The 12,962-nt window shown below is 62.1% G+C and carries 12 protein-coding genes; 8 read left to right on the top strand and 4 right to left on the bottom strand.

The annotated features are described in order from the left end of the window. Positions 1 to 133: 133 nt before the first annotated feature. On the bottom strand, positions 134 to 439 hold the full coding sequence (locus BM353_RS16060) for a transposase (protein ID WP_092082691.1): 306 nt from the start codon (positions 437 to 439) through the stop codon (positions 134 to 136). A 261-nt stretch (positions 440 to 700) separates the two neighbouring features. Then, entirely contained in the window at positions 701 to 1,246 is a 546-nt protein-coding gene (locus BM353_RS16055; protein WP_092082689.1) for a TetR/AcrR family transcriptional regulator, read from the bottom strand. A gap of 114 nt (positions 1,247 to 1,360) precedes the next feature. On the opposite strand from BM353_RS16055, the gene BM353_RS16050 reads away from it, so the two are divergent. The 7 genes from BM353_RS16050 to BM353_RS16020 all read left to right on the top strand — a co-directional run bounded on the left by BM353_RS16050 (position 1,361) and on the right by BM353_RS16020 (position 9,171). Beyond that, on the top strand, positions 1,361 to 2,377 hold the full coding sequence (locus BM353_RS16050; RefSeq protein ID WP_218155493.1) for an NAD-dependent epimerase/dehydratase family protein: 1,017 nt from the start codon (positions 1,361 to 1,363) through the stop codon (positions 2,375 to 2,377). A 368-nt stretch (positions 2,378 to 2,745) separates the two neighbouring features. After that, complete coding sequence (locus BM353_RS16045; RefSeq protein WP_092082685.1) at positions 2,746 to 3,837, top strand: LacI family DNA-binding transcriptional regulator; 1,092 nt, start codon at positions 2,746 to 2,748, stop codon at positions 3,835 to 3,837. After that, positions 3,834 to 5,093, top strand: coding sequence for a sugar ABC transporter substrate-binding protein (locus BM353_RS16040; protein WP_092082683.1), 1,260 nt, complete (start codon positions 3,834 to 3,836; stop codon positions 5,091 to 5,093). The genes BM353_RS16045 and BM353_RS16040 overlap by 4 nt, the downstream gene beginning before the upstream one ends. A gap of 66 nt (positions 5,094 to 5,159) precedes the next feature. Next, a complete protein-coding gene (locus BM353_RS16035) occupies positions 5,160 to 6,227 on the top strand; it encodes a carbohydrate ABC transporter permease (protein WP_092082681.1) in 1,068 nt (355 codons plus the stop codon). A 1-nt stretch (position 6,228) separates the two neighbouring features. After that, positions 6,229 to 7,107, top strand: a complete 879-nt coding sequence (locus tag BM353_RS16030; RefSeq protein WP_092082679.1) for a carbohydrate ABC transporter permease — start codon at positions 6,229 to 6,231, stop codon at positions 7,105 to 7,107. Between the two features lie 3 nt (positions 7,108 to 7,110). Then, positions 7,111 to 8,097 (top strand): glycoside hydrolase family protein, encoded by a 987-nt coding sequence (locus BM353_RS16025; RefSeq protein ID WP_092082677.1) that lies wholly within the window; start codon positions 7,111 to 7,113, stop codon positions 8,095 to 8,097. 3 nt (positions 8,098 to 8,100) lie between these two features. Further along, the gene (locus tag BM353_RS16020) at positions 8,101 to 9,171 is read left to right on the top strand and encodes an ABC transporter ATP-binding protein (RefSeq protein ID WP_092082675.1); all 1,071 of its coding nucleotides are present in this window, start codon (positions 8,101 to 8,103) and stop codon (positions 9,169 to 9,171) included. Between the two features lie 94 nt (positions 9,172 to 9,265). Here the strand turns inward: BM353_RS16020 and BM353_RS16015 are convergent, their stop codons facing one another. Further along, on the bottom strand, positions 9,266 to 10,447 hold the full coding sequence (locus BM353_RS16015; RefSeq protein WP_092082673.1) for an MFS transporter: 1,182 nt from the start codon (positions 10,445 to 10,447) through the stop codon (positions 9,266 to 9,268). 82 nt (positions 10,448 to 10,529) lie between these two features. On the opposite strand from BM353_RS16015, the gene BM353_RS16010 reads away from it, so the two are divergent. Then, positions 10,530 to 11,426, top strand: a complete 897-nt coding sequence (locus BM353_RS16010; protein ID WP_092082671.1) for a LysR family transcriptional regulator — start codon at positions 10,530 to 10,532, stop codon at positions 11,424 to 11,426. A gap of 307 nt (positions 11,427 to 11,733) precedes the next feature. Here the strand turns inward: BM353_RS16010 and ychF are convergent, their stop codons facing one another. After that, a complete protein-coding gene (gene ychF, locus BM353_RS16005) occupies positions 11,734 to 12,831 on the bottom strand; it encodes a redox-regulated ATPase YchF (protein WP_092082669.1) in 1,098 nt (365 codons plus the stop codon). Between the last annotated feature and the right edge of the window lie 131 nt (positions 12,832 to 12,962).

The raw sequence follows: 12,962 nt of genomic DNA, 5'->3' as shown, positions 1-12,962 counted from the left end.
GGCTTGTCGATCAACCGCATCAGGGCGAGGTTCATCTCGGTCTCGCCCTGCGGCGCGTAGTAGAACGACGACCGCGAGATCGACAGCAGGCGGCATTGCACCCCTATCGACAGCGTGGGGTGGTGGCGTTCGATCATCCCGCGCCTCGCTTGCCGGTCCAGGGCTTGAGCTTTCGTGACAAAAAATCGTTGGCGACGGCCAGCTCTCCGATCTTGGCGTGCAGCGATCGCACTGTCTCCTCGTCGAGCTCGGCCTTCTTCTTGCTGCCACGCTCGAAGATGTCCCAAGCCCCCTCAAGCAACGCCTTCTTCCATTGGTGGATCATCGTCGAATGCACGCCAAATTCTGCGGCCAGTTCCGACACAGTGCGCTCGCCCTTCACGGCCTCCAGCGCCACGCGAGCCTTAAAGCCCGCATCATGGTTCCTGCGTTTCGACATGTTCTGATCTCCTCGTTCTTGGAGACCAGCAGACGTCAGATTGTAGCTTCCGTCACTGTCCGATTTTCGGGGGGTGGCTCACCTTACCGGTTGGCGAGCTACGCAACGAACGGCGGCGCTTCCGAAACTGCCACTCCTGAACCGCGCGGCGAAGGAGGAGGGAGCGCCCGATGTGACCGATGCTGCGCTCACCAAACAACGGAAGTTTTCGCAAATTATCTGTCGTATTCATGCGGTGGTAACGTCGATACTGACGGACCGTTAGTGGTATTTCCACGTTGTCAAGAGCGCATGCACAACGGTTTTGAGGTCGTGGGCAAGGTCAGTCCGGGTGCGTGCATGTTTTTGAATGCCGGACGCGCATGACAGAATGAGGCGCGTAAGGGCGCTCGGGTTGTCGTAATCTGCTTCGGCAGTCATGCGCTCGATGCGCCTTGCGACATCCGTGTTCAGCATTTCAAAAGCATGGCCCGCATAAATGCCCTTGTCTTCCATCATCTGGGCGGCATGGGGCGATTGCAGCATATCGAATACAGCGCTGTACTTGGCAACCAAAGCTGCGGTTAGCCGATCCTCGGTGCTGCCTGGTTTCGAAAATTCAGCGTCCATCAAAGCGCGTAGCTCGTCCAGGACAGACACCACAACAGCTTGAAATACCGCATTTTTATCTTTGTATCGAGCGTACAAGGTCGGCTTGGCGATACCTGCTGCCTCAGAGATTGCCTCCATCGTGGTCGCGCGGAGCCCGCGCTCGAAGAAGAGTGCTCTTGCCGCGGTCAGTATCTGTTTTTGTCGTTGATCGTCCATGGCTTCAACATCGTTTTTCGCGGTGTTGAGGTCAATCTTGAAAGGTGAAGCTCGAAGGCTTGATTTTACGAACTGAACGATTAATGTAAGTTACGTAATATTTTGGAGATGGCAATGAAGACGGTTTTGCTTACAGGCGTCACAGGTTTTCTTGGCGGTCATCTGGCGGTGGCGTTGCTGCGCGCCGGATATAAGGTACGCGGAAGTTTGCGGACGCCTTCACGCGGCGCGGAGACCGCGAAAGCCATCGCAGAGGCTGGGGGCGACGTCAGTAACCTGGAATTTGTCGAACTTGACCTGACCAAGGACGAGGGCTGGGCTGAGGCCTGCGCTGGAGTAGATTATCTGGTACACGCAGCGTCCCCGTTCGTCACATCGATGCCGAAGGACAAAGCGGCGTTGATCAATCCGGCTGTGGATGGCACGAGGCGGGCCTTGACCGCCGCCCGTGACGCAGGCGTGGCGCGGGTTGTCTTGACGTCATCGATTGCGGCAATTGTACCGGGGCGGGGCCGAGCTGGGCCAACGCATTTGGACGGAACTGATTGGGCTGATCCCGACGGGCATGTGAATGCCTATGTGGAAAGCAAAATACGTGCCGAAAAGAAAGCTTGGGACATTCTCAAGCCGGGGACAACCAAGACAGAGCTGGCGGTGATCAATCCAGCCTTTATCGTGGGGCCGCTCCTTGATTCTGATCCGGGAACGTCAGGTGCGTTGTTTCAGCGCTTGTTGCGCGGTGAAGTCCCAATCGCGCCGCACCTTTACATGCATTCGGTCGACGTGCGTGACTTGGCGCGTATGCATGTTGCGGCCTTGACCGCGCCCGCCGCAGCCGGCGTACGCACGATTGCCAGCTTCGAAGTCTATTCGATCATGCAGATAGCGACATGTTTGAAAAAGGCTTTCCCTGCCTACAGCAAAAAGATGCCAAGATTTCAAGCGCCTGACTGGTTTATCCGGCTTTACGCTCTGGTAGATGCAGACGTGCGCGGAAGCGTCAAAGAACTGGGCTACAATCCGATTTTGGACGAAGCACCCGGCCGCGCCTTGCTGGGTCGCGCACCCATCCGGCTCGCTGACAGTTACATCGCAACAGCGCAAAGCTTGATTGAGCGAAATTTGGTTTGAAGCGCTTGCGCGAAGAAAACTTGTTGTCTGACGAACGAAGTGACCATTGGCGCAGGTTCCGCGAACGGCCACTTCAATCCGCGGTTTTGCTGCTCGGCTGGAATTGGACAATGCACCTGCGGCGAACGGCTCAAGCTCCGGGCGCATTAGGCAGGGAGAGACTGCCGAAACGCGGCACGAACACCTAGGGCCAATGGCCTGATGCGGCCTCGCCCAACAGCGGCTCGGGGGCAGTACCGCCCCCGACGTGCCCTGCCCTATCCATCTGGGTGTTGACACGGCGTTGACATCGGTGTCATGACATCGGTGTCATTGGCGGCGAAACCGATTCTAAGGGGCTGCCTTCGGAGGTTTGGGAGGATTCTCGGATGGCGACGATCTATGATGTTGCGCGCGCCTCCGGCGTGTCTCCGAAAACCGTGAGCCGCGTGATAAACCGCGACGGCGCAGTCAAAAGCTCCACCAAAGACGCGGTCGACAAGGCCATCGCAGAACTTGGCTATGTGCCCTCGACGGCGGCGCGCGCGATGCGCTCCAACAAGTCGGGGCTGGTGGGGCTGATCACCGGCGCGATCTCGTTGTCGCCCAGCCGCGTGGACGTGTCCGGCCTGCCGGACCTGTTCATCGTGCAGGGTATCCAGAAAGCGATGGAGGCCAGCGGCAAGACGCTGCTGATCGCCGACACCGGCGGCCAAACCGACCGCGTCGCGCAACTTATCCGCACTTTCGAAGAACACCGGGTCGAAGGCATCATCTATGTCGCCGACCATCACCGGAAAGTGTCCCTGCCCGCCGTTTCCAACTCCACCAAGCTGGTGCTGGCGAACTGCTATGACGACATCGGCACGCCCGCTGTCATTCCAAACGACTATCGCGGGCAGTTTGACCTTGTGAACAGCCTGATCTCCAAGGGGCACCGACGCATCGCCTACCTGTCCCTGAGCGCGCGCCTCGAAGCGACAAAGCACCGCACGCAGGGATACCGCGACGCCTTGGCTGGTGCAGGGATCGATTTTGATCCCGCGCTGCTGATTCCCGCCGATGTGGACACCCCCGACAGCGACGCCGAAGTGCAACTGCTGTGGGATGCGATCGACCGCGTGTTGTCCCTGCCCGAGCCGCCCAGCTTGATCTGTTTTGGCAATGATCGCATGGCCCTGCGCGCCTATGGCATCCTGCGCAGTCGCGGCGTGTCGCTGCCCGACGATCTGTCCGTCGCGGGCTATGACAACCACAAACTCATCACCCAGACGCTCTACCCGACACTGACATCCGCCGAACTGCCCTATGCCGCGATCGGCATCCGCGCGACGGATCTGTTGTTGGGCATGATCAACGGTACGACCGACGCACCTGCTGCCCCCATTCAGGTCAGCGGGCCCGTCACCCACGGCAATTCCGTCAAGGACTTGCCGACTCCGATCACCAAATTTTCGTCAGTAGGGAGGACGACCAAATGAACCTTTCAACAACGCTTGCAGGTGCGCTCGTCGCATCGACCAGTATCGTCGGCATGGCGGCGGCACAGACCGAATTGACCATGTGGTACCACGGCGGCGGCAACGAGGTCGAAAGCGATCTTCTGGACAGCATCGTCACGGACTTCAACGCGGCACAGTCCGATTGGATGGTCTCGGTCGAAAGCTTCCCGCAAGGCAGCTACAACGACTCCGTCGTGGCCGCAGCTCTGGCCGGCAACCTGCCCTGTATCCTGGATGTGGATGGCCCCGTCATGCCGAACTGGGCATGGGCGGGCTACATGCAGCCACTGCCGATCTCGGACGCCGCGCTTGATGGCCATCTGGACAGCACCATCGGCCGTTGGGCCGGCGAGGTCTATTCTGTCGGTCTGTGGGAAGCCGCTGTCGCGCTCTATGCCCGCCAGTCCACGCTCGACGCCCTCGGCCTGCGCACACCGACGCTTGATGCGCCTTGGGACACGGAGGAATTCATGGGCGCGCTTGAGGCCGCCAAGGCGTCGGGTGACTACGAGTTCGCCTTTGATCCCGGCATGGCATGGACCGGCGAATGGTATCCATATGCCTTCAGCCCGTTCCTGCAATCCTTCGGCGGCGACATCGTGGACCGCTCCACCTACCAGACCGCCGAGGGCGCGCTCAACGGCGATGCGGCGATTGCGTTTGGCGACTGGTGGCAATCCCTCTTCACCGAAGGCTACGCGCCTGTCAGCCAGGATCCCGCCACACGCGACACCGGGTTCATCGACGGCAAATATGCCTTCTCCTGGAATGGCAACTGGGCGGGTGTCGCCACGCTGGATGGCGGCGTGGATGACGTGGTCTTCCTACCCGCCCCTGACTTCGGCAACGGCCCTGTCATCGGTGCAGGGTCCTGGCAGTTCGGCGCATCCGGCACGTGCGAGCACCCCGACGGCGTAGCCGCCTTTGTCGAACACGCCCTTCAGGACGAATATCTCGCCGCCTTCTCCGACGGCATCGGCCTGATCCCATCAACCACCGAAGCCGCCGCGATGACCACGAACTACGCCCCGGGCGGCGCGCTTGAGCCCTTCTTCGGCCTTTCGGAGGCTCAGGCCCTCGTGCGTCCGGTTTCGCCCGGCTACGTGGTTGCGGCCAAGGTGTTCGAAAAGGCGCTGGCCGACATCGCCAATGGCGCAGACGTCGCTGACACGCTGGATGCGGCCGTTGACGAGATCAACACCGACATCGAGCGCAACGGCGGCTACGGGCACTAAGCACCTCCCTCGTCCGGGGGCGGCATTCGCGCCGCCCCCGGAACGCCCCTCCGAAGGAGCAAGACAATGGCATCCAAACTCACGACATCAAACCGCGCAGGCTGGGCCTTCGCCCTGCCGGGTTTCGGCCTTCTGGCGATGTTCATCGTGGTGCCCTTCTTTTTCGCCTTCTTTCTGTCGCTCACCAACCAGCGTCTGATCTCGCCCAATCCCACTGAATTCGTGGGCCTGGACAACTACCGCAACCTTCTCGGCATTCGCGTTCTATCCATCGAGCCCGAGGTGAACGCGGCGGGCGAGATCGTGCGCGATGAGACCGGCGCACCGGAATATCCCCGCGTCCGCACCTTTACCCGCAACAACCCCGACTATCCGCAATATGCGGGCATGCGCGAATGGTTCCGATGGCACTCCGGCGATACGGCAAAGGTTGTCGTGGCCAGGGATGTCGTCTTCTGGAAATCCCTGCGCAACACCCTGATGTTCGTGCTGGTCGTCGCCCCCGTGCAAGGCGCGCTTGCCCTCGGGCTCGCCTTGCTCATCAACCAGCGACTGCGCGCGATCAATATCTACCGCGCGATCTATTTCATGCCGGTCGTTGTCTCCATTGTCGTCGTCTCGCTGTTGTGGCGGTTTCTCTACGCGGAAGAAGGCCTCCTCAACAGCATTCTACATGGGCTCAGCTTCGGGATGTTCGAAGGGCGCGACTGGTTGGGCGACCCCGACACCGCCCTTGGCGCGATCAAGGCGATGTCGATCTGGCAAGCGGTTGGCTTTCACATGGTGATCTGGCTGTCGGGCCTGCAAACCATCTCGCCGACCCTCTACGAGGCCTCCGCGATCGAAGGCGCGTCGAAATGGCAGACCTTCCGCTATGTTACCTGGCCCGGTCTGCGCAACACCGCCGTTCTGGTCTTGATCGTCATCACCATGCAGGCCTTCGCCCTTTTCGCGCAGATCGATGTGATGACCAACGGCGGCCCGCTCGACAGCACCACCACGGTCGTCTTCCAGGCGGTCGAGCGCGGCTACGGCAAGCAGGACATCTCGGGCGGCGCCGCCATTTCGGTCATTCTGTTTCTGCTCGTGCTGACCATCAGCCTGATCCAACGCTACCTCACGCGGGAGAAATAAGATGGCCGCCATTTCATCGGACAACCATGGCCTGCGCCTTGTGACCCGCTATGTCGTGCTGACGCTGATCGCGTTGATCTTCGTCTTTCCGCTCGTCTTCATGGTCGTGTCCAGCTTCAAGCCTGACCTTCAACTGCTGCGCGACGCCTCGAGCATCCGGGCGTTCCTGCCCGTGGGAGATATCAGCACCGACAACTACAGCGCCGCGTTCGAGCGCGCGCCAATCGGGCTGTTCGTGTTCAATTCCGTCCTGGTGACAGGCGTCACGGTTCTGCTCTCGCTGCTGATCTGTTCCCTGGCGGCCTTCTCCTTCGCGTTCCTGGAATGGAAGGGGCGCAACACCCTGTTGTCGATCATCATCGCCACGCTGATCATCCCGTTCGAAACCATCGCGATCCCCTTGCTGCTCCTGGTGTCGAAACTGCCATGGATCGGGCTTGAAGGTCTCTCGGTCGGATGGCTGAATTCCTACCGCGTCCAGATCATTCCGTGGATTGCCGATGGGCTCACGATCTTCCTGTTCGTCCAGTTCTTCAAGGACCTGCCGCGCGATCTGATCGAGGCCAGCCGCGTCGAAGGGGCCTCATGGTGGCAGATCTATCGCCGCGTGGTCATGCCCCTGTCCGGCCCTGTGATCGCCACGGCCGCGATCCTGAAGTTCCTCGTCATGTACAACCAATACCTCTGGCCACTGATCGTGGTGCAGGAGGAAACCTACCGCCCTGTCATGGTCGGGCTGCAATATTTCTTTCAGCTCAACACGGCATGGGGCGAAGTCATGGCCTATCTGACCATCATCACGGTGCCGGTCCTGGCCTTCTATCTTGCCTTGCAACGCGCGTTCATCGCGTCGATTGCCTCAACCGGTGTGAAAGGCTGATCCATGGTCCTCGCTCTTCAAGATCACTTTGTCTGGGATAGCTGGTACGTCCACGACGGCGACGTCTGGCACGGCTACTACCTCAAGGCGCCCCGCTCGATCGGCGACCCCGAGTTGCGCCACTTCAATGTCAGCTACGGCCACGCCATAAGCACGGATTTGACCAACTGGACCGATCTGGGCACCACGTTCAAACCCTCCGCCGGGCCTGCGTGGGACGACTACACCACCTGGACAGGATCGACCGTGCGCGGCGACGATGGGCTGTGGCATCTCTACTACACGGGCAGTTGCAAGGCCGAACAGGGCATGAAACAGCGCATCGGCCACGCCACCTCGACCGATATGCACAACTGGACGCGGGTGGGCGAAGATGGCCTGATCCTCGACCTCGAGGGCCCGAACGCCCACCACTACGAAGCCGACCACACCGGCCAATGGCACGACCGCGCCATGCGCGACCCTTGGGTGATGAAAGACCCCGAGGGAGAGGGTTGGCTGATGTTTTTCACGGCCCGCTCCAGCGGCATCGCGGAACCCAACGCAGGCGGCAACATCGGCTTCGCCACCTCGCCTGACGGATACGACTGGACCCTCGAGCCCCCGGTGTTCACCGGCGGCTTTGGCCAGCTCGAAGTGCCACAGGTGTTCGCGGCCGGCGGTCAGTGGTATTGCCTGTTCTGCACCGCCGCCGAACACTTCTCGAAAGAGCAGGCCGAGAAAACCAAGCCCGTGACCGGCAACCACTACCTGATCGGCGACAGCCCCCGTGGCCCATGGCGCATCGCGCCGGGTTTTCTGGATGGCGACCTGCCGTGCCGCCGCTACGCCGCCCGGATCGTGGATACCGGCGACGGGCTGGTCATCCTCGGCTTTGCCGATCGGCCCGACGGCTCGGACTTTGTCGGCCACGTGATGGACCCGCAACCGGTCGAAATCACCTCCGACCGGCTGCTCAAAATCACCCCTTACCTCAAAGCGGCGGAATAGATCATGGCGACCGTAAAACTGCGCGACATTCGCAAGAGCTATGGCAATGTTGACGTCATCAAGGGCGTCGACATCGAGATCGCGGATGGCGAGTTCGTTGTCTTCGTGGGCCCCTCGGGCTGCGGAAAATCCACCCTTCTGCGCATGATCGCCGGGCTGGAGGATGTCACCTCCGGCACGCTCGAAATCGACGGGGTCCGGGTCAATGACCTCGAACCCTCCAAGCGGGGCATCGCGATGGTGTTCCAGTCCTACGCCATCTTCCCGCACATGACCGTTCGCGAAAACGTCGCCTTCGGGCTGACCATCAACAAGGCGAGCAAGGCGGAGAAGGAGGAAGCGGTCGCCAAAGCCGCGCGCATCCTGCAGATGGAGCACCTGCTTGACCGTCGGCCCTCCGAGCTTTCAGGCGGCCAGCGTCAGCGGGTTGCCATCGGCCGCGCCATTGTACGCGACCCCAAGGTCTTCTTGTTTGACGAGCCCCTCTCCAACCTCGATGCCGCCCTTCGCATGGATATGCGCATGGAGATCGGCAAGCTGCATCAGGATCTGGGCGCCTCGATGATTTACGTCACACATGATCAGGTCGAAGCCATGACGTTGGCCGACAAGATCGTGGTGCTGAAAGACGGCATGGTCATGCAGGCCGGCGCGCCGATGGATCTCTATCACGAACCCGCCAATATCTTCGTGGCCGGCTTTCTCGGCGCGCCGTCGATGAACTTCCTTGATGTGACCGTGCATGCGGTCAACGACGAGACCGTCACGATCAGCAACGCCTCGCTCGATCAGATCGACGTGCCCCACAAAGGCCGCACCTTCACCGCGGGGCAAACCGCCACCCTGGGCCTGCGCCCGCAATACCTGCATCCCGCAATGGGCGGCGCGGGAAAACTGCACGGCACGGTGATCCTGAGCGAACGGTTGGGGAGCGAGACGGTGATTGATTTGGCATTGGCCGACGGCAGCAAGATCATCGCCGCCCTGGCCGAAGACAGCATTCTGACACCGGGCGCCGCGACCAATTTCGATTTCGATCCAAATCAGGCCCACATCTTTCCCGAAACCAGATGAACAAGCCCGTCCTGAGCTCGGGCGCCGCGTTGCTTGCGCACTGATGGACCGACGGTTGCCGCGCCGCACACGGGATGCAGCGCGGCAAGCAAGGTTATTCGGCCGCGACGGCTTGGGGCACTGCCCCGTTCAGCCGGCCTGACAGGCGCACCAGAACGATCCCGACACCGACCACTCCGGCAGCGATGTAGGGCGCAGCGGCAAGGCCGATGCCCTCCACCACAAGCCCCCCGGCCCAAGCGCCACCGGCGATGCCGAGGTTGAACGCCCCGATGTTCAGGCCCGACGCCACATCCACCGCACCGGGCGAAACTTCGCGCGCGATTTGCACGACGTAGGATTGCAGCGGCGGCACGTTGGCGAAGGCAAAGCCGCCCCAGAAGGCCGCAACCGCAATGGCTGCAATCGGGCTGGTGAGGAACGCGCCGAGGGCGACCAGTGATATCGCAAGGCCGGCAAAGATCACCGTCAGGGACGCCACAGCCCCGATCCGGTCAGCCAGCTTGCCGCCCGCGATGTTGCCCACGGCGACAGATGCCCCGTAGAGCAACAGCACAAGGCTGACCGCGCCTGCGGACAGACCCGTGACTTCGTTCAGCATCGGCGCGAGGAAGGTGAAGGCGATGAAGTTGCCGCCATAGCCGACAGCGGTGATCAGATAGACCAGCAAAAGGCGCGGCGAGGTCAGCACCTGCAACTGCGCCTTGATCCCCGCTGACGCGGTCTTGGTCAGATTGGCAGGCACCAGTACGGCAGAAGCGATGAAGCCGATCACACCCAGCACGACAACGCCAAGGAAAGTTGACTGCCAGCCAAAGTTTTGGCCGATGAACGTCCCCAAGGGCACACCCGTCACCAGCGCGACAGTCAAACCAAGGAACACCAGCGCGATGGCCGAGCTTTCCTTTTCGGGCTCCACCAGATCGGTGGCGATGGTCGAGGCGATGGCGAAGAACACGCCATGCGCCAGGCCGGTGATGAAGCGCGCCGCGACAAGGCTGCCGTAGTCCGGCGCGAAGGCGGCATAAGCATTCCCGAGCGTGAACAGTGCCAGCAAGAGCAGCAGCAGCGTCTTGCGCGGCACCCGATCGGCCATGGCCGTCAGCACCGGCGCGCCGATGGTCACGCCAAGCGCATAGAGGCTGACCAGAAGGCCAGCGGAGGGGATGGACACACCAAGATCGGCGGCGATGGTGGGTAGCAGGCCGACGATGACGAACTCGGTCGTTCCGACGGCGAAAGCGCTGATGGTCAGCGCCCATAGGGCAAGTGGCATCGGGTCTCTCCATGATTTGATGTCGACGCCGTATATGCCAGCCGCTATCTATTGCTAGAACAGGCAATATCGGAATGGATCATTGCAAAAACTGCACGAATTGCTGCGCATGGGGGATCTGGCCGCCTTTGTCGGGATCGTCGATGACGGCGGCTTTGCTGAATCCGCGCGGCGCAGGGGGGTGTCTGCTTCAACGCTCAGCCGGTCGGTCACGCGGCTGGAGGCGCAGTTGAAGGTCACACTGCTGCGCCGCACCACCCGGTCCATCGAAATCACCCCCGAGGGCGCCGCCGTTCTGGCCGAAGCGCGCGAAATCCTGGACCGCAGCGAAACCCTGCAAGAAATTGCAACCAGCGGACAGGCCCCTGCCGGTCCGTTGCGGGTCAACGCACCGGTTCCTTACGTGCTGCATGTGCTCGCCCCGCGTCTGGCCGAGTTCCACGCGCAATACCCCGACATCCAGTTGTCCATCGACATGACCGACGCGCTGGTGGACCTGATCGGCAGTCACGCCGACGTCGCCATTCGGCTGGGCCGCGTTCCCGACAGCGAGATGCTGCGCCGACCGCTGGGGCGCACCGCGTGGAAACTGGTGGCCACACCGGCCTACCTTGATCGCACCGGCTGGCCAGAAACGCCCGCCGATCTCGCTGAGCTGAAACAAGTGCGCTTTGCGGCGCCCGACCACATAAACACACTGCGCTTCGCCGGTCTGGCAGATCCCGTCCCCGTGCCGCCCGCCGTGACCGCGGGCAACGGAGAGGCCGTGCGCCAGATGGTCCTGGGCGGTCTCGGCATCGCCCGCTTTTCCGATTTCATGATCGCCGAGGATCTCCGAGCGGGGCGTCTGGTCGAGCTGTTCGCCGGTCAGCTCGACGCGGAGCCGCTGGACATCTCGGCGCTTTACCTCACGCGCGTTTCGGGCCTCCGGCGGTTGGGTGTCTTTCTGGATTGGCTGGGGACCATCAGCATCGGCTGAGCGAGACGCGCACGCTTTGGCAGCAGTGAGAATCCCCCCCCAAGAAGACGCCTCACTTTCCAGATCGAAAGCGCTTGGGTGGCGCGCCACCGGTCATCGGGGCCCGTCCGCCCAGGGCCGTCTCGGAGCCTGTGACTTTACGCGACAAACTCGATGGCGTGCCGATCTTCGGCGATGCGCCCCCGGTGCTCGCGCGCAGGAAGTCTGCGGCGGCCATGTCGAATTGACGGAGGACGGCTACGCGCCGGTCTATCATTGGGGGTCGGCCCCGACTCCGAGACGTTGGGCGTGGACAGCGAGCTGCTGATCAGGTGTTGAACAGGAAATGCATCACATCGCCGTCGGCGACGGTGTAGCTCTTGCCTTCGGCGCGCATCTTGCCCGCTTCCTTGGCCCCCTGCTCGCCCCCGGACGCGACGAAATCATCATAGGCGATGGTCTCGGCGCGGATGAACCCCTTCTCGAAATCCCCATGGATCACGCCGGCGGCCTGGGGCGCCATCGTGCCCTCGCGGATCGTCCAGGCGCGCGCCTCCTTGGGGCCGACGGTGAAATAAGTCTGGAGGTTCAGGAGCCCGTAGCCCGCCTTGATCAGACGGTCCAGACCGGCCTCCTCCAGCCCCATCTCATCGAGGAACATCGCGGCCTCCTCGGCGTCGAGCTGGCTGATTTCCTCCTCGATCCGGGCCGAAATGATGACATGCGCATTGCCCTGCGCCGCCGCCATCTCCGCCACCTTGGCCGCATGCGCGTTGCCTTGGGCCGCGTCTTCCTCGGCCACGTTGCACACATAAAGCACCGGTTTCGTTGTCAGCAGCTGGAGCATCTTCCAGGCCTTGGCATCGTCTTCATCAACCTCGACCATCCGCGCAGGCTCGCCCTCTTCGAGCTTGGCAAGCGCCGCCCGCAATAGCCGCTCCTGCTGGACCGCCTCCTTGTCGCCGCCGCGCACCTTGCGCACGATGTTCTGAAGCCGCTTTTCGATGCTCTCGATATCGGCCAGCATGAGTTCGGTCTCGATGGTCTCGGCATCGGCCACTGGATCCACGCGCCCTTCAACATGGGTAATATCGCCGTCCTCGAAACAGCGCAGCACATGGGCAATCGCGTCGACCTCGCGGATATTGGCCAGAAACTGGTTGCCGAGCCCTTCGCCCTTGGAGGCCCCTTTCACGAGCCCGGCGATGTCAACGAAGGTCATCCGCGTCGGGATGACCTGCTTGGATTTGGCGATCTCCGCCAGCCGGTCCAACCGGGGATCCGGGACAGCCACCTCGCCCACGTTGGGCTCGATCGTGCAGAACGGAAAGTTCGCGGCCTGAGCCGCGGCGGTGCGGGTCAGCGCGTTGAAAAGGGTCGACTTGCCCACGTTGGGAAGCCCGACGATGCCCATCCTGAAACCCATGTCCGCTCTCCTTGATGCCTGCTCGCGCCGCTTCTAATCCGCGCATCCGGGGCGCGCAAGCGGGCGGGGTTCCCTCAATGAAAAGGGCCGCGCGAGTTTCCCGCGCGGCCCCGATTTTCGCAATGCCAGAC

Origin of the sequence: Poseidonocella sedimentorum (genome assembly GCF_900116005.1) — a bacterium.
GTDB classification, from domain to species: domain Bacteria; phylum Pseudomonadota; class Alphaproteobacteria; order Rhodobacterales; family Rhodobacteraceae; genus Poseidonocella; species Poseidonocella sedimentorum.
Note: the sequence above shows the minus strand (reverse complement) of the source record. Positions and strands in the feature narration are given on the sequence as shown.